The 21,631-nt window shown below is 45.6% G+C and carries 18 protein-coding genes; 5 read left to right on the forward strand and 13 right to left on the reverse strand.

The features are described from left to right. The first annotated feature begins 26 nt into the window (after nucleotides 1–26). Together recB and recD are read left to right on the forward strand one after the other, a co-directional pair. Nucleotides 27–3,719, forward strand: coding sequence for an exodeoxyribonuclease V subunit beta (gene recB, locus SVI_RS11445; protein WP_013051683.1), 3,693 nt, complete (start codon nucleotides 27–29; stop codon nucleotides 3,717–3,719). Then, complete coding sequence (gene recD / locus SVI_RS11450; protein ID WP_013051684.1) at nucleotides 3,716–5,827, forward strand: exodeoxyribonuclease V subunit alpha; 2,112 nt, start codon at nucleotides 3,716–3,718, stop codon at nucleotides 5,825–5,827. The genes recB and recD overlap by 4 nt, the downstream gene beginning before the upstream one ends. 1,015 nt (nucleotides 5,828–6,842) lie before the next feature. Here recD and SVI_RS11455 read toward each other — a convergent pair. From SVI_RS11455 to SVI_RS11475, 5 genes are all read right to left on the reverse strand, one after another. Continuing rightward, on the reverse strand, nucleotides 6,843–7,226 hold the full coding sequence (locus SVI_RS11455) for a hypothetical protein (protein ID WP_013051685.1): 384 nt from the start codon (nucleotides 7,224–7,226) through the stop codon (nucleotides 6,843–6,845). Between the two features lie 398 nt (nucleotides 7,227–7,624). Next, nucleotides 7,625–7,825, reverse strand: coding sequence for a hypothetical protein (locus SVI_RS11460; protein WP_013051686.1), 201 nt, complete (start codon nucleotides 7,823–7,825; stop codon nucleotides 7,625–7,627). Nucleotides 7,826–7,977: 152 nt separating this feature from the next. After that, nucleotides 7,978–8,493 carry a hypothetical protein gene (locus SVI_RS11465; RefSeq protein ID WP_013051687.1) on the reverse strand — a complete coding sequence of 172 codons (516 nt, stop codon included), beginning with the start codon at nucleotides 8,491–8,493 and terminating at the stop codon, nucleotides 7,978–7,980. A gap of 837 nt (nucleotides 8,494–9,330) precedes the next feature. Then, nucleotides 9,331–9,771: a hypothetical protein gene (locus SVI_RS21485; protein ID WP_157608691.1), complete on the reverse strand. Its 441-nt coding sequence runs from the start codon at nucleotides 9,769–9,771 to the stop codon at nucleotides 9,331–9,333. 413 nt (nucleotides 9,772–10,184) lie between these two features. After that, on the reverse strand, nucleotides 10,185–11,123 hold the full coding sequence (locus SVI_RS11475) for a DMT family transporter (RefSeq protein ID WP_013051689.1): 939 nt from the start codon (nucleotides 11,121–11,123) through the stop codon (nucleotides 10,185–10,187). Nucleotides 11,124–11,311: 188 nt separating this feature from the next. Here SVI_RS11475 and SVI_RS11480 point away from each other — a divergent pair, with 188 nt between their 5' ends. After that, nucleotides 11,312–12,175, forward strand: a complete 864-nt coding sequence (locus SVI_RS11480; RefSeq protein ID WP_013051690.1) for a helix-turn-helix domain-containing protein — start codon at nucleotides 11,312–11,314, stop codon at nucleotides 12,173–12,175. Between the two features lie 293 nt (nucleotides 12,176–12,468). Next, nucleotides 12,469–13,479 (forward strand): D-alanine--D-alanine ligase, encoded by a 1,011-nt coding sequence (locus SVI_RS11485; RefSeq protein WP_013051691.1) that lies wholly within the window; start codon nucleotides 12,469–12,471, stop codon nucleotides 13,477–13,479. Between the two features lie 134 nt (nucleotides 13,480–13,613). On the opposite strand, the gene SVI_RS11490 is transcribed toward SVI_RS11485, so the two are convergent. Continuing rightward, nucleotides 13,614–14,354: a substrate-binding periplasmic protein gene (locus SVI_RS11490; protein WP_157608692.1), complete on the reverse strand. Its 741-nt coding sequence runs from the start codon at nucleotides 14,352–14,354 to the stop codon at nucleotides 13,614–13,616. Then, a complete protein-coding gene (locus tag SVI_RS11495) occupies nucleotides 14,341–16,062 on the reverse strand; it encodes an ABC transporter substrate-binding protein (RefSeq protein WP_013051693.1) in 1,722 nt (573 codons plus the stop codon). Before SVI_RS11495 ends, SVI_RS11490 begins: the two co-directional genes overlap by 14 nt. 273 nt (nucleotides 16,063–16,335) lie before the next feature. On the opposite strand from SVI_RS11495, the gene SVI_RS11500 reads away from it, so the two are divergent. After that, nucleotides 16,336–17,268 carry a LysR family transcriptional regulator gene (locus SVI_RS11500; protein ID WP_013051694.1) on the forward strand — a complete coding sequence of 311 codons (933 nt, stop codon included), beginning with the start codon at nucleotides 16,336–16,338 and terminating at the stop codon, nucleotides 17,266–17,268. Nucleotides 17,269–17,422: 154 nt separating this feature from the next. Here the strand turns inward: SVI_RS11500 and SVI_RS20905 are convergent, their stop codons facing one another. From SVI_RS20905 to SVI_RS11525, 6 genes are read right to left on the reverse strand one after another with little or no spacing between them, the layout of a single operon-like run. Then, nucleotides 17,423–17,551, reverse strand: coding sequence for a TIGR02808 family protein (locus SVI_RS20905; RefSeq protein ID WP_013051696.1), 129 nt, complete (start codon nucleotides 17,549–17,551; stop codon nucleotides 17,423–17,425). Nucleotides 17,552–17,560: 9 nt separating this feature from the next. Next, the gene (locus tag SVI_RS11505; protein WP_013051697.1) at nucleotides 17,561–18,151 is read right to left on the reverse strand and encodes a NapC/NirT family cytochrome c; all 591 of its coding nucleotides are present in this window, start codon (nucleotides 18,149–18,151) and stop codon (nucleotides 17,561–17,563) included. A 20-nt stretch (nucleotides 18,152–18,171) separates the two neighbouring features. Further along, nucleotides 18,172–18,627, reverse strand: a complete 456-nt coding sequence (locus SVI_RS11510) for a nitrate reductase cytochrome c-type subunit (protein ID WP_013051698.1) — start codon at nucleotides 18,625–18,627, stop codon at nucleotides 18,172–18,174. A 9-nt stretch (nucleotides 18,628–18,636) separates the two neighbouring features. Beyond that, nucleotides 18,637–21,126, reverse strand: coding sequence for a nitrate reductase catalytic subunit NapA (napA, locus tag SVI_RS11515; protein WP_013051699.1), 2,490 nt, complete (start codon nucleotides 21,124–21,126; stop codon nucleotides 18,637–18,639). Continuing rightward, complete coding sequence (locus tag SVI_RS11520) at nucleotides 21,123–21,446, reverse strand: chaperone NapD (protein WP_041419895.1); 324 nt, start codon at nucleotides 21,444–21,446, stop codon at nucleotides 21,123–21,125. Before SVI_RS11520 ends, napA begins: the two co-directional genes overlap by 4 nt. Then, a complete protein-coding gene (locus SVI_RS11525; RefSeq protein ID WP_049791088.1) occupies nucleotides 21,433–21,621 on the reverse strand; it encodes a hypothetical protein in 189 nt (62 codons plus the stop codon). The genes SVI_RS11520 and SVI_RS11525 overlap by 14 nt, the downstream gene beginning before the upstream one ends. Between the last annotated feature and the right edge of the window lie 10 nt (nucleotides 21,622–21,631).

Genomic DNA, 21,631 nt, shown 5'->3' on the forward strand with positions numbered 1-21,631 from the left:
CAACGACAACGACAACGAGTCAGGCTATGCCAGTTATAGAGCCTAAGCAGTCTCAGGCCTTAGATACCCTCACCTTGCCTTTCGGCGGCAGCCGTCTTATCGAAGCCAGTGCGGGTACAGGTAAAACCTATACCATAGCCGGCCTGTATGTGCGTCTGTTACTCGGCCACGGCATCGACAAGCCCCTCACCTGTCAGCAGATATTGGTGGTGACCTTCACCAATGCGGCAACGGGCGAGCTCAGGGATCGTATTCGCAATAAGATCCAACTGGCTTACCGCCACTTTATCGGAATAGATACAGGTGATGAGCTGCTGGCGTCTCTGCACAGCGCCACGCCAGAGTCTGCGCGGCCCTTGGCCCTTAAACGTCTGGACCTGGCACTCAAGTCTCTGGATGAAGCCTCTATTTTTACCATTCATGGATTTTGTCAGCGAATTTTAGCCGACATGGCTTTCGAGTCATCTCTGCTATTCGAATCAGAATTCACCTTGGATGACAGCGAGTATCTGCACCATGCGGTGCGGGATTTTTGGCGGGAACACTGTTATCCGCTACCGGGATTTCTCGGGGAGATCATTCAGAAAAAATTTGCCGACCCAGATGCCCTGTCTAAACAACTTAGACCGCTTCTTGGTGCGAGTCAGGCCAATGCCCAGCCGCAGCCCGAAGACTTTACCAAGCTCCAGGGCACACTCTCGCAGAGTATGAGCCGGCTCAAGCTCATCTGGCCCAGAGAACGTGAAGCCATAGAGACCTTACTGCATTCACTGCCTCTCAATGGCGTGCGTTTCGGCAAGAAGCCTGACGCTTACCCCAAGTTGGCCATCATGCTCGATGCCATGGACAACTGGTGTAAGTGCAGTATGAGTCTGCCACCGATGAAGGTGATGGAGAGTCTTTCCCTCAGCGGGCTTAAGCTCAATAAAGGCGGCGAAGTACCAACGCCGGACCAGGCCCCAGTGCTGGATCACATCGAGCGACTGTGTCTACTCATCAAGGATTTCATTCCAAGTTTTCTCTATTGTGCCAGAGACGGCATATCTAAGCGTTTTGCCCAGCAAAAGTCTGAGCGTAACTTGATGACGCCGGACGATCTATTACTCACTCTGGAGCAAGCCCTGCGGCCGGACACGGGTGATATTAATGAGCACAGCAATAACTTGGCTAACCTGATAGCCAAGCGCTTTCCCGTGGCCCTTATCGATGAGTTCCAAGATACCGATCCCCTGCAGTTCGCTATTTTCAACCGTATTTATCAACAAGAGTCGACCTCATCGACAGGCCATAACGCCGATATTAGCGCCGAGGACGACAGCGATAATAGCGGCGAGAATAACCAAAGTAAGCCAGCCTCCAAAGAGGTGAGCCTCTTGATGATTGGCGATCCCAAACAAGCCATTTATGCCTTCAGGGGCGCCGATATTCACACCTACATTCAGGCGAGGGAGCAAACCGAGCAGCACTATAGCCTAGGCACCAACTACCGCTCCAGCCGCAACATGGTCTTGTCGGTCAACGCCTTGTTTGAGAATCGAGACGATCCGTTTATCAATCAGGCCATAGTGTTCGAGTCGGTGCAGCCGTCTCCCTTCGCCCATAAGAAAATATTTGTCGAGCAAAACAATGACACCTCGGCGCTAAAGATAAAGCTGCTGAGTGAAGACCCAGATAAGGGACTCAACAAAGCCAGCGCCAGAAAACGTTTAGCCGAAGACGCCGCCGCAGAAATCACAAGGTTGCTGACGGAATCTCAACAGGGTCAATGCACAATCAGTGGTAAGGCGCTCAAAGCCCAAGATATTGCCGTGCTGGTGCGCGATAGAAACGAGGCTGGGGTAATACGTGAGTCATTATCTCAGCGACAAATTGGCTCGGTATTCTTAAGCCGCGACAGCGTATTTAAGACCTTAGAGGCCCGAGAATTGGCTTTGGTGTTACACGCCTTAGCCACGCCTAAAGATGAGCGAGCACTGCGCTCTGCCCTGGCCACCTCTTTACTGGGCTATAACGCCCTCGCCATTCATGGATTCAACCAAGATGAAATGATTAGGCAAGACTTACTGGAGCAATTTGATCGTCTGCACCAGAATTGGTTGAGGCGCGGGATCATGCCCGCCCTGCTCAGTCTGGCCAATGAGACTCAGCTTATCGAGCGCCTACTCCAAGGCGAAGATGGCGAGCGACGTCTGACCGATTTCAGGCACTTAGCCGAACTGTTACAACAAAAAGCCACCGAGCTTGACGGTATTAGCGCCCTGGTTAACTGGTACGAGCAAGCGCTTATCGTCAACAATGCCAACGAAGAGGCCCAGCTCAGGCTCGCCAGTGAACAGAACCTAGTAAAAATCGTTACCATACATAAGAGTAAGGGACTCGAGTATCCCGTCTGCTTTATCCCCTTTGTCAGTCTGGCCCGGGATAATCGCCGTAAGCCTGCCCCCATGCTTTACCATGATAACAATCGGCTCATATGGGACATAGAGCAGACAGATGAAGGCTGGGAGCGTCATAAGCGGGAAAACTTAGCCGAAGATCTGCGTCTGTTATATGTCGCCATGACGCGGCCGGTTTATCAATGCTATCTCTATATTGCCAACCATAGCCGTTTCACCAAAAAAGCCGGCATCACCAGTCAACTCCACGAAACCGGCATTGGCTACCTGCTGGGGATAGAAGATAAAGCCTGTGATTTTGCTCGCATTCAAACCCAGGCCCAAGGGTTAATTTGTGATGCCATCAGTGTCAGTGAGGTGCAAGCCGATGTCTCGACGCAAGCCTTGGTAAGCGTCACAGATAAGAGACGCACCTTGGCGCCGAGAAAGCTTAAACGTAAACTTTATACCCCATGGCGTGTGGGCAGTTACTCAGGTTTAGTCAAAGACTTGCCCCATGAGCGTGTTGCCCCCGGCGCCGATGATGAAAGTTTCCCCGAGCTTGAGATAATCCAAGATGTGGTGGACCCAAGCCCTTGTCGATTTACCTTCGAGCGTGGTGCCAATGCCGGTAGCTTTATGCACTTAGTGTTGGAGCTAATTGATTTCACCTTGGCCGAGGCGCAGCTGCCAGAGCAGCTACCCGTCGCCATGGAAAAATATGGCATAGATGAGTCTTGGTTTAGCATACTCAATACCTGGTATCTGGATATTCTCAATGCGCCCCTGACGCAAGATGGCTCGCTGACATTATCTCAGCTGACTCCGAGCCAGAAGTTGGTGGAGATGGAGTTTTACCTGCCCATTGACCAGCTTAAGGCAAACGAACTCAATGAACTGCTTGAAGCGTTTGGCTACAGCGCCGGGCTCAATTTTGAATCTCTTAAGGGGATGCTTAAAGGCTTTATCGATCTGACCTTCGAGCATAAAGGGCAATTTTATATCGCCGATTACAAATCGAACCATCTGGGTGATGACTTTTCTCATTATGGTTTAGATGCTATGGCTGGCGCCATTCGCAGCCATAGGTACGACTTGCAGTACATCATCTATACCTTAGCCCTACACAGATACTTAAATTTGAGAATGCCAAATTACGATTACGACCTGCACCTTGGAGGCTGTTATTATCTCTTCCTGCGTGGCATGTCGGTGGACTCTCCCATGTCGGGGATCTTCTATGACAAACCGCCTAAAGCGCTTATCCAAGCCCTAGACGCGCTATTTGACAGTGAACAAACTCAGGCAGTAATCAATAATGATCACATGGAGTCCACCTTATGATCCAGTCAAGGCTACCGATAAAAAACTTGCTCAAATCATGGGAAACCGAGCGACTCATCACACCACTGGACCGTCATTTTGCACTCGAGTTGGCTGAGTTTCATCGACCACAGCTTAACCAACACAGTGAGTCCCACAATGAGTTATTTCTCCTCATCTGTGCCTTGCTCAGTCATCAGCTTTCCCAGCAGCACACTTGCTTACCCATAGAGCAAATCTTGCTGAATAACCCCATGAACGAGCAGACAGCCCAGTGTGAAATCACCTGTAGTCACGCCGAACTTATGGCCTTATTGAGTCAGTTCAGTGCTATCGGTGTGCCTCTAGATAGCATGCCTCAAAATAGCTTGCCTCGAGATAGTGTGCCTCAAGAAAGCGTGGCCCAAGATAACGTGCCTCTAGATAACGTACCTCAAGAAAGCGTGGCCCAAGACGGCGTAGCTGAAAACAGTTCGACGCCTCTGGTATTAGATCAAGGCTCCCTCTACCTGCAGCGCTATTATCAATTTGAGACTCAGGTGGCCGACAAGCTAAGACACCTTGCCCAAGGTGAGATCCAAGAGCTTCCAACAGCCACCCAAGACACCTTAAACATACTGTTTCCCCACAATCCCCAAAAAAATGCGGCCACAGAATCACCAGTGCATGATTGGCAGAAGATAGCCACGGCCACGGCCTTCACCAAACGCCTAGCGGTAATAACCGGCGGGCCGGGCACAGGTAAAACCACCACAGTCACCAAGCTACTGTTTCTAATGACCCAGGAAGCCGAGCTGATCATAAAGCTGGTGGCCCCAACTGGCAAAGCGGCCGCCAGACTCAGTGAGTCAATCAAGGCCTCTAAGGTGCGATTAAAATCTGAGCTTGCCCCCTTCGCCGACAGCATAGATGTCAATAGCTTAAGCCGGGTCCCCGAGGAAGCATCGACTCTGCACAGGTTACTGGGCGTGATCCCTAACTCACCGCAATTTCGCCATCATAAGGATAATCCTCTCAGGCTGGATCTGTTAGTGGTCGATGAAGCCTCTATGGTCGATCTCCCCATGATGCACAAGTTACTGTCGGCCTTGCCAGACCATGCCAGGCTTATCTTGCTGGGCGATCAAGACCAGCTGGCCTCAGTCGAGGCTGGCGCCGTACTTGCAGACATCTGCGCCGGACTCAAGGCAGATAAGAGCCAATCGGCAAAGTGGCAGATGCGTTACTCGGCTGCTTATGCCCAACGATTATCTCAACTAACAGGCAATGATTTAAGTGGCTTTATCAGCGCATCCCCAGGCATAGGTGACAGTTTATGCATGTTGATGCACAGCCATAGATTTAAGGGTGATGCGGGTATAGGTCAGTTAGCGACTGCGGTAAATAACTCTGACAAGTCACGCATCATGGAGGTGTGGCAATCAGGCTACGATGAGCTTTACTGGATTGAACATCAAAAAACACACACAGGTAATACTGGGCTAGAGCTGTTACTGGCTCAGTCGGTGGATCACTACCGGGCTTATCTGGAGCTGGCTAACCAGCCGCAAAGTACTCCTCTGGATATCATAGAGTGTTACAACGAGTTCCGAATTCTGTGCGCCATGCGCGCGGGCGAATACGGCGTCGATGGCATCAATCAGGGAGTCAGAGACGCCTTGAAGCAGGCCAAACTAATCTCGCCAGAACACGAGTTCTACCCGGGACGCCCGGTTATCATACAGAGCAATGATTATAACTTAGGCCTGTTTAACGGTGATATCGGCCTCATCTTACCCGATAGCGCCACACAGCAGGCGACCCACTCAGCCCCTCGCTTGATGGCTCACTTTATCCAAGCTGATGGCAGTATCTTAAAGGTGCTCCCCGCTCGTCTGCCGAGCCACGACACCTGTTTTGCCATGACGGTACATAAGAGCCAAGGCAGTGAGTTTAGCAAGGTCGCCATGGTGCTACCTCTCTGGCCTAGTCAGGCGCAGAAACAGTTACTCACCAAGGAGCTGGTGTATACGGCCATCACCCGAGCCAAGCATCACTTTACCTGTTTGGGGAGTCAAACCGTCTTCGAGCAGGCCAGCCTACAGGCTACCAAGCGATCATCTGGACTGGCGAGGCGACTATGGAACTAGGCGCTCTTGGATAAACAAGTCGTTTAATTTTGACTTTTGGTGTTGGCACCAGAGCCAGCCTAGACGCTCAATCAATCCGGCGTACCGCGGCGGATTGATTGCCCGAGATCTGGGTCGAGAACAAAGCTATTCACCACGGAAGACACCAAGGGCCACGGAGAAAGGCAATAACTAAGTCTTTGCAGATCTTTATCTTACCTTCGTGTGTTTCGTGGAAGCCTAGCGCTCCGTGGTGACCCTACGTTTGGTTTAAAGATGTGCCTGTCCTATCTTTTTTTACTCAAAAGGCATATTGAAAACGGAATAAAGCGATTCACCATGAAGAAAGGCAATAACTAAAGTCTTTACAACTCTCTATCTTACCTCCGTGTTCTTCGTGGAAGCATAGCGCTCCGTGGTGATGCTACGCTTGGTTTAAAGATGGCCTGTCCTATCTTTTAATCAACTCGGCGAACCGCGGCGGATTGATTGCCCGAGATCTGGGTCGAGAACAAAGCGATTCACCACGGAGAACACCAAGGGCCACGGATAAAGGCAATAACTAAGTCTTTGCAGACCTCTATCTTACCTTCGTGTGCTTCGTGGAAGCGAAGCGCTCCGTGGTGATAATACGTTTGGTTTAAAGATGTGCCTGTCCTATCTTTTATTACTCAAAAGACAATTTAAAACTAAACAAAGCGATTCACCACGAAGAACACTGAGGACCACGAAGAAAGGCAATAACTAAAGTCTTTACAACTCTCTATCTTACCTCCGAGTTCTTCGTGGAAGCCTAGCGCTCCGTGGTTGAATGTGGCCATAATACGTTTGGTTTAAAGATGGCCTGTCCTATCTTTTATTACTCAAAAACGGAATAAAGCGATTCACCACGGAGAACACTGAGGGCCACGGATAAAGGCAATAACTAAGCCTTTGCAGTATCTCTATCTTACCTCCGTGTTCTTCGTGGAAGCCTAGCGCTCCGTGGTGATGATGTACCTGACCTATCTTTTTTACTCTGACCCCATTAACTCACTTATCTAACTTCCAAATATTCAACTAAACAACTCGCAAATGCCTCTTTCTCACCATTTGTATTTATCCAACCTGCACTGATACTCTCATTGAGTACTACTCTTCCATCATTGAAAATATCAGCACTTACTAAGAGATAGTTAAAACTTCCTGTATATGTCTCAACACGATAACCAGACGAACGTACTGTTTGGCGTACTTCATAATTTGTGGTTCCCCAATGTGCCTTGTTAAAACCATCAGTTAAACAATCAATGAAATGTGGAATTTTATCATTGGGGACATTGCCAGAAGAGACAACAATGAAATCGGCCTTGTCGGTTCTGGTAGGGGCTGCACACGCTGTTAGCATGAGAGAGAGTATAATAATTAATGCTGGTTTCACTAAAACACATCCTTATGATTTTCCACAAATAATAAATGGAGAAAAATTGAGCCACCCATTGCTAATCAATTATAACCAAGACATCCAAGATTATTCTCTGTTAGATGACCTGTACCTATTAGAATCAGATTGCCTGATAAATTCATTGCTGTATGAATTCCCCCTCCTCCTACGCCAAACTATACTCAAATATTCTGTAATAAGTACAATTTCGACTGTTTCCTTGAAAGTCTGACATCAAAATATCCAAACTGCCGTTTGATTATTCTTGAATATAATACTTTTTAAATAGGTTACTTTAGGTCTTAATTAAGCGCTATCAAATAACTAAGACATCCATTGTTAAATCTAACTGTTTGGGTGTGCCTACTAGAATCTGATTGCCAAATAAGTTCATCTCAGCGTGATTTAAGACCTGACTGCTGTTTGTTGATCACCATTTTGAGCTTGTTATAAGCCTGCGCCAGAGTCTCTGGCTTCAACTGAGCCAGCAGCTTACCTGATATCACTAAGCTCAAACCTAAGCTCAAATACACAGACCAATGGTCATCTTCAAACAGGCTCGACACAGCTAAGGCGACGATGGGCGTGATCAACATCAGATAATAAAGATTTGCCTGTCCTATCTTTTTTCAAACCAATTTATTGGATTAAGGGCATACAAGGATAGGAAGTTGAAGCTGTTGAAACACCATTGGCGAGCAGCTATTTCGTCACTGAAAACATTAGTTAGGGAACCACAAGCATGCTATTAAATTCGTGGGGATCCCTCTTGCTCTGACCCCTTTATTGCTATTCTTTTAATCTCACATTTTGAAATTACATTAACCACTTCAAAAATAAGGAGTAAGTAAGCGATTGATAATATATTTTTTACAACATCTTCTTCAATGTCAAATGCATAAGCTAAGGCTTCAAATAAACGGACATCTGAATGGATGCACCATAGAAACATCGAACTATAAATAGAAAACACAAGTGAAATTTCAACAAAAATAGTTACACATCGTTTTTTATAAAACCTCCGAAGAATAAACACATACACTGGCGTATAAACAAGAGTGAACATTGAAAACACCTTAGTACTAAGGTCATCAAAAAGTAGATATTCAGAAATTTCTTTGGAAATAATTAACACTATCATAGCTGGTACCCAATAAAAAAATGTACCTATGAAATGTTCTCGCTCTTTAACTAATGGGGACATTACAACCAGTACCTCCAGTTGAACAGGAAATAAATTCTGCTTTTCTTGTATTGCTAACAACTAAGACACCCATTGTTAAATCTAACTGCTTGGGTGTTTTGGGAAAAGGCATTCGTTGCAAAGCGTGAAAAAATAGAGGGAAGATTGATATGAATCAATTGCTTGAGCAGCTCTTTCTGCTTTTCTGCTTTTCTGCAAAGAGTGAGTGAGTGCTGCTAGCTTGTTTTCATCCCTGAATGGCTAGTTTCAACCTCTTACTTAAGAAGTTGAGTCTCGCCTGCGTTTCCCTAACTGCACACACAATAACCTACTTTTGTTGGGGGTTTCAATATACAGACAGTTATTTTATTGGAAAATATAGTTTTTAGCGGACTGGAATAAAACAAAGGATCGGAGAATAAAGCTAAATCCTCTTGTGATTCAACTAGTCTAGATACGGCTTCGAGCTTCGATTTCAGGGTGAGGTGTCATGAAATGAAACTCTTCGAACGAGAGGCTGGGATGCTGAACAAATAACTAAAAACAAATAACTAAGACACCCATTGTTAATTTAACTGATAAAACAAAACATTATGGGTGGCACCGTTATTTTTCCAACTTAATTTAGAACATCAATTGGCTAGAGCACTCGCTCTTACTCAAAAAGCATATTGAAAACGGAACAAAGCGATTCACCACGGAGAACACTGAGGACCACGAAGCAAGGCAATAACTAAAGTCTTTGCAACTCTCTATCTTACCTCCGTGTTCTTCGTGGAAGCCTAGCGCTCCGTGGTGATGCTACGCTTGGTTTGAAAATAAATAACTAAGATAAATAACCAAAAATAACTAAGACACCCATGGTTAAATCTTTTTTATCTTTACTAATCGTCATCGAACGTCATCGACTCATAATATTCACGATTTGAATAACTGAAGGAACTTACTCCATAAACCACCCCTTGTGTGATTCTTCCCTCGTTCATCCAATATCATGTGACCAGTGTATCCAATCGCCCTGTCAATCGAGACGTTCTGTTGCTGGGAGAAATTGGTTAGATACCAGATAATCTCCGATTTTTGCTGTCGTGGACTACCAAAGTGAATAATGTGATTGTATACAAGGCTGGCATGATAGCTGTGTATATGCTGCTCATCGGTTAATACGGCAAAATGCTCGATTTGATGACTAAGGGCCGTCTGTCTATCGAAATAGCCATTAGGTGTTTCGATTTCTTCCCAGTGCATACCTGTGATGTCCAATATTTCACTGTTCAAGTCGTCAGCATCGAGTTGAATCCATGCATGAAAGTCCTGATGTGGGTCACTTTGTTGGAGCATTGCATTTTTAATGTGCATTTTTTGCTCCTTTGTTGGCTCAATTCCAACGGGTTGCATGACTCCAATCACGACCTTAGGGTTTCTCCCTAACTCCAATTTTCTAACTTGTTCAATGATGGCTAAATGCGCTGGGAGGCAGTTAGCTCTCAGTGTTGCATGACTAGTACAACCCGTTTGCCAAAACCTTGATCCATTTAGTCTGAGGTAGTCATTGCTAATGGTTTTCACCGCAAGATCTTTTAACTTGGTGGCTTGTTTAGCGGATATCATAGGTTACCTTTTCTCATCTTTTTAATAATCAAGTAGATCTTAAATCGCCACTAACAAAAGAACTAAGACACCCATTGTTAAATCTTATAACCTAAATATCCACATTATTTTCTTTGAGATAGCCTCTACCTACTTAAACCTGATTGCCTGATAAGGCAATATCAGCGAGATTTAAGGCCTGACTCCTGTTTGTTGAACGCCGTTTTTAGCTTGTTATAAGCCTGCGCCAGAGTCTCAGGCTTCAACTGAGCCAGCAGGTTACCTGAAATCACTAAGCTCAGGCCTAAGCTCGAATACACAGACCAGTGGTAATCTTCAAATAGGCTCGACACGGCTAAGGCGACGATAGGCGTAATTAACATCAGATAAGACGCCTGATTTGCGCCGAGTCTGTCTACCAAGTGCAAATAAACCGTAAAACCAATTACCGATGCAGGCACTGCCAAGTACGCCAGACCGGTAAGATATTCCAGCCTCATATCAATATCTAAACTAATGCCTTTGAACATGATGATGACAAGTAACGCGATACATCCATACACCATGGCATAACTGGTAGCCGTATAAGCCTGTATTTGATTGCGATTATTTTGAATGCTGATCATATTGCCCATAGAGAAACACCAGGTGCCCATTAATGCGAACATTAAGCCGTACAAGACCTCAATGGACCAATTAGCCGCTAAAACATCATGACCAAACAAGAGACATATGCCCGTCAAACCGACTATAACGCCTAACCAGAAGTTGCCCTTAGTCTCTATGCCATAAATCCATTTACCATGAATAGCATTGAAAATAGGTGCGGTGGCCATAACCACTGCGGTCAAACCACTGGCGATATAGTGGGTGGACTGATAAAACGCTAGAAAATTTGCGCAGAAGAGACAAACACCCTGGAGGGCGAAAAAAACATGATGACGAGCCGATGTGGCTTGTAACTTTTTAAATATTACGCCTATGATTAGCATCAAACTGGCCGCAATTGCAAAACGATATAGGATAGATACCTCTGTAGGCACTACTCCCTGCTGAGATTTTATGGCTATCCAGGAGAAGCCCCACACAAATATCATCAGCACATATAATAACGCCGTCATAATTATTCCTTGTTCGACTAGAGGCTTCATTATCAGGCAAGTGATGTCTGTTATCTGTCACTATGTTGGCGAAACTATCACGATATTGCGGTTTATTACTGGTTAAATTTGAGTTCAAACACACCTAAGGTGTTTAATGATAAATACAGTTTATTTTGAATAGCGACATTTTATAGCTGAGAGCCTAAATGCATAAACCTGAATACATGAATAAGCACATTAGCTTCGAGGCATCCTCTAAGCTCTGCTTTCGTCGGCAGAAGATAACTGAGCAGCTAAGCTGGGCCCATTATCAGAATGCGCAAGAGCGCTTATTCTACGTCAACGATAACCAGCACACTCTTAGCATGTATCTGTCTGGCGGCTATGAAACCCACAGAACCGACGTTCGTTCTGACTTCGGCGCGCCGGGGAGTTTTTGTCTCATGCCCGAGGGCAGTGAGAGTCGCTGGCAACTCGGCACGCCACAGCAATTTATGCATCTGTATTTTGATGACAGTCATTTGAAGCAGTTAGCCATTAGGGTATTTGACATGGACCCACGCATGATCTCCCTGCCTGAGCTCACTTTTTTCCGCCATCCCGGCCTTGAAGCCTTGTTTCGTTATCAAATGGCCGACACTAACTGGTCCACAGACAATCACCTTGCCATGGCGCAAGTCACAGATACCATCTTGATATCTATGCTTCAATCTAGTGGATTGACCAAAAAGATTAACACCGTCAAGGGAGGACTGTCCCCCAAAATGGCGAACCGAGTCAGAGACTATATGCAGGCTAACTTTCATCGACAGATTTTTTTGCAGGAGTTGGCAGAGCTGGCACAACTGAGTGAATATCACTTCTGCCGCATGTTTAAACAGAGCTTTGCCCGCACGCCTCAGGAGTACCTGATCTATGTGCGGATTGAGCAGGCTAAGCATCTTATGAAGACTTCCGAATTGACTTTAGCTCAAATATCACTCCATTGTGGTTTCTCTAATCAGAGCCATATGGGACGTAACTTTAAGAAGTTAGCCGGTATCACTCCCAAGGTATTCCAGGGGGCGTAACACACGTCTGCAAGTCTCAGGCTCTTAGCTAATGGCTCTTGGTTAATGGCTCTTGGTTAATGGCTCTTGGTTAATGCCTCTTATCTAAGGACTCTTATCTAAGGACTCTTATTTAAGAACTCTTATCTAAGGCTTAGGGTTATGCCTATACCTATGTCACTCGCCTATAAAATATAGACTCAGCATAGATAATAGCCACTTAGTGCCTAAGTTTGACTTAGGTGGTTGCAATAAATAACCATAACGTCATAGTAAGCCTGCAATCGATAAAACTGTCAGGATATGGAGAGATAATGAGCCAAACAAATCTACTGTTAATATGTGGTGGCGGTGGGGATGAACACGCAATCTCACTGATGTCAGCCAAGTTTTTTGAGACTTCACTGGCCAAATTAGCCCATATAAACCTATTAAAAATCGAACTCGACGCACAGGGACATTATCGAACCCAAGCAGGTGAACTCTGTGAATTGACCAATCGTAAACAGATACGTTTCGATGACGTTAATAAGGCGTCCTGGCCGGTAGATTACGTCATTCCCTGTATTCACGGTTATCCGGGAGAAACCGGTGACATTCAATCTTATTTCGAACTGATCAAGTTACCCTATTTCGGTTGCGATTCAGAAGCGAGCCGTAATTGCTTCAACAAGGTCACCGCTAAGATGTGGTTCTCGGCCCTTGGCATCCCCAATACCCCCTATATTTTCCTCAATGACTTTAACGATGACGCCATCAATCAAGCTCAGCAGGCTTTAGCCTCTTGGGGCTCGATATTCATCAAGGCCGCGTCACAAGGATCATCTGTTGGTTGTTACCGTGTAGACAGCCCGGAAGAATTAACTGAGTCATTGAAGCAAGCGTTCACCTATTCGCCCTATGTCATCGTCGAGAAGACCATTGAAGCCAGAGAGTTGGAAGTGGCCGTATATGAGAAAGATGGTGAGATTATCGCAACTCAGCCAGGTGAGATAATCTGCGGAACTAATACCTTTTATACTTTCGATGAAAAGTACGCCGAGAACAGCCAAGCCGAAACGAAAGTGGTTGCCGATATCAGTGAGAGTGTGAGCCAGGAAATTCGTGAGTATGCAGTCAAGGTATTCAAGGGAATGAAACTCAGTCACCTTTCTCGTATCGATTTCTTCCTCACTGCGGATAATGAAATTCTCCTCAATGAAATTAATACCTTCCCAGGTCTCACTCCCATCTCCATGTTCCCTAAGATGCTACAAAATCATGGTGACAATTTCAGTGATTACCTTAACCACAACATAATGCAGCAACTCAGCAAGAAAGACTGATTGCCGGCTCTGGCCACATAAGTATGTGGCCAGACTAGTTAAATAAATGAAGGAAAGTTAAGCTAACTTTCCTTCATTAAAAAGAACACGCCGCATTCAAGATTTTAAAACGCCATTCGATATAATTTAAAAGCCTAAATCTCCACGCCGTATTCCAGATAAAGCTCACTCATATAGCCATCCCGGTACATGTTGGTCAATGCCTGCTCCAGCTGCAATATTGTCTCCATGGACATCTCACGATTGCACGCCATGGCCCGCAGTGAAGTGTAAAAGATAAGCTCGGGAGCGCCGAAGTTAATCGCCTGCTTCTGCATCTGCTCCTGAGCACTGATCAATTCTGCGGCCCAGAGTTCTATTCTCGCTCGCTTAAGCTTACGCAGGTTTTGCGCACTCACAGAGGCCAACTCCACATCGAAACCAAGGTCCATAAGGTATTCGCCTATGCCACTGCCCAGAAAACTGCCTATGGTGTAGGATTTGGCATCGCTGAGGGTGATTAAGGGGATGATGACATCATCTCGGCTATAGAGACCATAGCGAGACACAAGCACAGGACTTATCCAGTGGAAACTCGCTTCCCTCTCCTGACTACGGCCAACGGGTAGCACACAATGACCCGGCATTCTTTCTGTGGTGATAATGGCTCGCTTGAGTGGAATAAACTTGAGCTGGTATTTAAGGTCTGTACGGGAAAAAAGCTCTTTGAGCATATCCACCAACAGCCCCTTATGTGTCTTACCCACCCTTAAGGCGAACGGAGACTCTTCATAGGTTAAGATCTGTAAGGTTTCAGCCTGAGAAGACGAAACGCTCAGAGACAAGATGAGCATCAGACTCGTTAGCAGATGTTGCACAGGCTTATTGCCACACATTAATCGCCTCCTTATATTGAAGTGTCCTGCCCTTGGTCTGTTTGGTGATTTTTTGCTTGGGCGACCCCGTCTTCTCAAGCCAAAATTCACGCTTAGATTTAGGGTTTAACTTAGGCTCACAACTCATTTCGAAACTGTCGGCTATTAATGCCAATCGCTCATCGACTGCGGCGGCAAAATTATCCATGCCTGTCTGAGTGGACACCTTTCCCTCTATGATCAGTGAAATATATTGCCACCAATAGTTAGCCAGCCCCGGATAGTCCGGGACATTGGTACCGGTTGGCGTCCATACATCCCGACCTCGACTACGATAAAATTCCACCAAGCCGCCAAGATAAGGCGCGCGAAGTGTCATCTCCTCCGACTCGATATCGGATCTCCTAATGGGCGTCAGCCCCACTAAGGTCTTCTTGAGGGAGACAGTTTTGGACACCACAAACTGAGCATAGAGCCAGGCCGCCTGCCGTCTCTTCAGAGGCGTAGACTTGAGTAAAGTCCATGAGCCAGCATCCTGATAACCGGATTTCATTCCAGTTTGCCAATACTTGCCTACTGGTGATGGCGCCACACGCCATTTAGGCGTACCGTCTGGGTTGACTACGGGCAAGCCAGGTTTAGTCAGATCGGCGACAAATGCCGTATACCAGAAAATTTGCTGGGCGATCAATCCCTTTCCCGGCCACTCTCCGGCCTGAGTAAAGTTCAGATGAATCGACTCTTCTGGGGCAAATCGATTTAACCAATAGATAAATTTATCCACCGCATATATGGCCGCCGGGCCATTTAACGCGCCGCCTCGCTGAACGCTGGCTCCGACCGGATGACAGCCTTCCACACGAATCCCCCACTCATCCACAGGTAAACCATTGGGTAAGCCTTTATCCCCAACTCCAGCCATGGACAACCAGGCATCGGACATACGCCAACCCAGAGACGGGTCAGTTTTAGCATAATCCATGTGACCATAAATACGCTTGCCGTCGATCTCTTGCACGTCTTCACTGAAAAACTCGGCAATATCTTCATATGCCTGCCAATTTTGCGGCACTCCGAGTTCATAGCCGTAGCGAGATTTGAACCTCTGCTTAAAGTCCTTTCGATTGAACCAATCGTGTCGATACCAGTAGAGATTAGCAAACTGCTGATCCGGTAACTGGTACAAGTGACCATCTGGGCCTGTGGTAAATTTAAGTCCGATAAAATCTTGCAGATCCAGCGTAGGTAAGGTGACACTCTCTCCTTCAAACTGCATGAAATCAGACAGAGAAACCACGGCATTGGATCTAAAATGAGTCCCTATCAGATCGCTGTCGTTGATATAGGCGTCATAGAGATTTTGCCGAGTCATAATTTGAGCCGACAATTTTTTGATCACATCATCTTCACCGGTTAACTCATGTACCACATGGATACCTGTGATCTCATAAAAAGCCTTCGCCAATGTACTCGCCTCATACCAATGAGTCGCGATTCTCTCGGATACCACACGAATTTTCATGCCGGAGAAATCTTGGCTGGCCGAGGTAAACCAGGTCATCTCTTGCATCTGCTCGTCTAAGGTCAAGGTAGATGGCTGAAATTCATTGTTTACCCAATGCTTTGCAGCATTGTATTTAAGATCAGACTTGCCGGTCACGGTGAAACTGATAGACACTAATAAGAGTAATAATACTAAGAGTAAATAATGTTTATTAGGATGTAGCACTCGCCCTCTCCTATCATCTAATCATGTCAAAACTCAGTCCTCTATAACTATGGTTGAGGCGCTATCTTTGTGCCAATCACCAGCCTGATTTTCCAGTGACATGACAAGATGCCTAGGTGAAAACTCAGAATAAATACATCGAGTATATGCGTATTATTTATGACTAAATTGTTATCTAGCCCCTTAATTTATAGGATAAAATTAATTACACTAGGCCAAGAGCAAGTCATTCGCTTGCTTGGAAGAATTTAACTCTATATTGGCGGTAGTTAATTGAAAAACTTTGACTTTAACTTACTCACGGTGCTTGAAGTATTACTCGAAGAGCAAAGCGTCACCGCAGCGGCGACCCGTCTACACCTGAGTCAATCGGCGGTAAGTAAGCAACTTTCAAAGCTCAGAGAAACCTTCGACGATAAACTGTTTGAGCGCACCGCCTATGGTCTGAGGCCAACGCCTAAAGCCAAACAACTAGCACCGGAATTAAGGCGAGTCCTCAATCAGGTCGAACAGCTGACCAGACCCAGTGAGTTTGATCCCTCCATGAGCCGAAGAAAATTTCGTATCGAACTGGTCGAGACAGCTTACTCACTCACCTTCCCCTATTTCATACCCGAACTGCTCAAACAGGCACCGAATGTCAGCATAGACAGTCAAACCTGGCACAGCGAGAGTATGGATAAGCTATTACGCTGTGAAACCGATATGGGAATAGCGTGCCGGGAGTGGGATGAACGTTCCCTGTTACACATAAAGAACCTGCCCGAAGAACTGAATTATATTGAATTGACTCGCGATCACCCCGTGTGCCTCATAAGAAAAGGTCACCCCTTGCTACAAGAAGAGTGGAATTTGGATACGTTTCTTAAGTATCGTCACCTGCAAGTGACTTTTGGCGGTATCGCCCACTGGCTGTTAGACGATGTGCTGAAGATGCAGCACCTGAAACGCGATATTGCCATTAATCTCACCGACTTTAGTAGTGCGATGCAGCTCTGTGAGAAGAGCGATCTTATTCTTTGCTCCCCGGCTAAATACGCCGAGGAGATGCTGGGCCATTACTCCTTAATCGCACTGCCGGTGCCCACAAAACTGGTGCCTGGTACTTACGTCCTACTCTGGCACAAGCATTTCGACTTAGACCCCAGCCATCGCTGGCTCAGAGAGATGATTATTGACTCGGTAAAGCAAGTTCATCCGGTGTGATCTTACTGGCTATAACTTTTCAAACTGTAAATCTCAAACTGTGGATTTTAGACATAAAAAAGCCTGACTTTAATATTAAAGTCAGGCTTTTAAGTTTTATTGCGTATTTTTCTGTTTAAGTCGCCTTGCTCTTGGCCGACTGAAACAAGCCTCTTTACTTATCTGATGTTTTGGAGAGTATCCAAATAGAGGCAACAGCAACCACAGAAAAACCACCTAGTATAATGACAGGTATGGCGCTGTAGCCAAGGACATGCCATATAACATTTTCTAATGTACTCATAATGGCTCCTTAATTCCAACCTTCAACTTTGTGCATATCTGGTAACCTATGGGCAATACCTTTATGGCAATCCACACAGGTTTTTTCACCACTGGCAAGCGCAGTAGAGTGCTGCCTGACACTGCGTGGGCTCTGCTCGGAGAAATCCATAAAATCAAAGTTATGACAGTTACGACACTCTAAAGAGTCGTTCTTTTTCATTCTTGCCCACTCCCTTTCGGCTAAATGAGCTCGTCGTTCTTTGAATTTCTCTGGTGTACTAATGGTTTTAGTAATAAAAAACGCAAACAGCTCTTTAGAAGCCTGAACTTTACGTACGATTTTATCCGTCCAAGCATGGGGTACGTGACAATCTGAACAGATAGCACGAACACCAGAGCGGTTAGAGTAGTGAATAGTCTCTCGAATTTCCGCCACAATTGGCGCGTGACATCCAGAACAAAACTGTTCAGTGTTGGTCGCTTCCATACCTGTGTTAAATGCACCCCAAAACATGAGTCCACCAGCAAAGCCCATAAATAGAACGATACCTACGGCGGCTTTACTGGGCCGCCTCAATATGTTCCAAAAGCCTTTTAAGGCGTTAATAATCCATTTCATATTATTACCTGCCTATGTTGTTATTGCAGTGATTTAACACGTTCGAAGGAGCTACCCACTAACGGTTTAGCATCTGCTTGTGTTACGTGGCACTGCAGGCAAAAGTATCGTCTAGGAGAAACATCAGCCAATACTTCATCGTTTCGATTAATGAAATGAGTCACACTGATTTTAGTGGCGCCCATCTGCTTGGCTTTTTTCCAGCCATGGCATGATAAACATTTATTAGCATTGAGTGATATTTCATAGCTCCTGATGTGATGCGGGATCAGTGGTGGCTGAAACACATAATTGCTTTCAATATCCACCTGATCTCGCGGCACTTTCTTCAAAAGATCTGCCGGTCTCGTGACTTCTAACTCAACATTGCCGCGCAAAGACTCGACACCACCGATACCACGATCCTGACTGACAGCAAAACCACTTATCAAAGTAAAAGTAATGCTCAACGTTATTAAAATTAATTTTTTCATCATAACCCTGCCTTATCCTACTTTAGTGATTTTTATAGGACACTTTTTATAATCTGTCTGTTTAGATAGCGGATCGGTTGCATCTAAAATGAGTTTATTAATCAAAATACGTGCATCGAAGAAAGGCACAAACACTAGGCCTTTTGGTGGACGGTTACGCCCTCGAGTCTCGACTCGCACACGAATGTCACCGCGTTTGTTACTCATTAACACTTCGTCACCACGGCGCACACCGTGAGACTTAGCATCATCTGGATGCATATAACAAAGTGCATCAGGCACCGCCTTGTACAGTTCAGGTACACGGCGAGTCATAGTGCCCGTATGCCAATGCTCAAGTACACGACCAGTACATAACCATAGAGGAAACTCTTCATCTGGAGACTCAGGTGGTGCCTCGTAAGGTGCCGAGATTATCCATGCCTTACCATCTGGCTTGCCATAGAATTCAAAGCCTTTACCTTTGCCAACATAGGGATCTGAGCCTTCTTTAAAGCGCCATTTTGTCTCTTTGCCATCGACAACAGGCCAGCGTAGACCGCGCTCTTTATGGTAGCGTTCGTATGGTGCTAAATCATGGCCATGTCCACGTCCAAAGCTGGCGTACTCTTCAAATAGGCCTTTTTGTACATAGTAACCTTGGTCTTTGGCATCATCATTGAGCTCTTGCGCCTCAGATAATGGGAACTGGTTCACTTGACCGTTTTCAAATAGCACTTCGCACATATTTTTGCCACGTACTTCTGGCATTTGAGCTATCAGCTCTTCGGTCCACACCTCTTCAATTTTGAAGCGTTTTGCAAATTCCATCATCTGCCATAGATCTGATTTTGATTCACCAGGTCCTTTAACCTGCTGATACCAAACCTGAGTACGACGCTCAGCATTACCATAAGCCCCCTCTTTTTCTACCCACATAGCTGTCGGCAGAATCAAGTCAGCAGCTTGTGCTGTTACCGTTGGGTATGGGTCTGAACAGACAATAAAGTTGTCAGGATTACGAAAACCTGGTAAGCGCTCTCCATTGATATTTGGACCGGCCTGCATGTTGTTGTTACACATGGTCCAGTAAGCATTAAGCACACCGTCATTTAATTTACGGTCTTGCTCCACTGCATGGAAACCCGGCTTTGGCGGAATAGTGCCTTGTGGAATTTTCCATAGGTGCTCAGCACGCTTTCGATGCTCAGGGTTTGCTACCAACATATCTGCGGGTAGACGATGAGAGAAAGTCCCCACCTCACGCGCTGTACCACACGCCGATGGTTGGCCTGTTAATGAAAATGGACCATTACCCGGTGTTGATATTTTTCCGACTAAAAGATGAATGTTATACACCAAAGAGTTCATCCACACACCACGGGTATGTTGGTTCATCCCCATAGTCCAAAGTGACATCACCTTAATCTTTGGATCGGCAAACTGCTTAGCGAGTGTGAGCAGTTTATCTTCATCTAAACCGGTCATTTCAGCGGTTTTTGCAAGGGTATATGGTGCTACTGATTTTTTATACTGTTCAAAATCAATTGAGTGTATCTTGCCTACATTGGGGTTAGCGGCCTTTTTTTGCAGGGGGTGCTCATCCCTTAAACCATAACCAATATCGATAGTGGCTTGCTTGAAATGGGTATGCTTATTTACAAAGTCCCAATTCACTGCATCGTTTTCAATGATGTAGTTAGCAATATAGTTGGCTATTGCAAGATCTGTTTGCGGCTTAAAGATATAGCCTTTATCAGCGAGTTCAAATGAACGATGATAATAAGTTGATAATACGTGCACTTTTACATGGGGATTACTTAAGCGTCTGTCAGTGATGCGAGACCATAAAACAGGATGCATCTCAGCCATGTTGGAGCCCCATAGAACAAAGGCATCGGCATTTTCGAAATCATCATAACAACCCATTGGCTCATCGATACCAAAGCTACGCATAAAGCCACCAACGGCTGAAGCCATACAGTGACGCGCATTAGGATCTAGGTTGTTAGAGCGGAAACCCGCTTTCATCATCTTAGAAGCCGCGTAACCTTCCATTACGGTCCACTGGCCAGAACCAAACATGCCCACACTGGTAGGCCCTTTCTCTTTTAAAGCTGCTTTCCACTTGTCAGCCATGATATCGAAAGCTTGATCCCAACTTACTGGCGCAAAGTCACCATTTTTATCAAACTTTCCATTAGTTTGACGTAACAGCGGCTGAGTTAGCCTGTCTGAGCCATACATGATTTTAGAAAGGAAATAGCCTTTAATACAGTTAAGACCTTTGTTTACTGGAGCTTCTGGATCGCCTTGAGTCGCAACGACTTTACCATCTTGAGTTCCTACAAGTACCGAGCAACCTGTACCACAGAAACGACAAGGCGCTTTATCCCAATGAATTTTTGACTCTTCACTCGATACAATTAAATTCGTTGCAGTGGCTGGAAGAGTGATCCCAGCAAGTGCCGCAGCAGATGCTGCAGCATTGGCTTTAATAAAATCACGTCTGGACATTTTCATACTTGTTCCTCGCTAACACTATAGCCATCATCAGGGGCTAGGTTATTTTTATTGGTGTCGATGCCGGTGTCGGTTCCACTATCAATTTGGTGATAAACCATACTGGCACCAAGCACGCCTGGCATATTATTTATTTTTTCAATAACATCGGTAATAAAGCCTTCAGCTTGAGTCACAAGGACTACTACGATTTTTCCGATGTCACTAACGCCATAAATTTCGGCTTCATCAAATGCTTCAATTCTTTTTTTAGTTTCTTCTAAATGTTCAGGGCTAACCTGGACAATTAGGCTTGAGATATGCGCCTCAGGTAACGACATGTGTGCGTTCCTCATCTATCTGGGGAAAAATATTGAAATGGCACAGCTTGGGCAAGCAGATTGCAAACCTTAATCCTGATACTAAAAGTACCGATAATAAGGGAGCGAGAAAGACGGTGAGATAAGTAAAGATCTTAAATTCTAGACTTTTCTCTTCTTTGGCTGTGGAACTCATAAACACTCCA

This window comes from Shewanella violacea DSS12, assembly GCF_000091325.1.
Classification (GTDB): domain Bacteria; phylum Pseudomonadota; class Gammaproteobacteria; order Enterobacterales; family Shewanellaceae; genus Shewanella; species Shewanella violacea.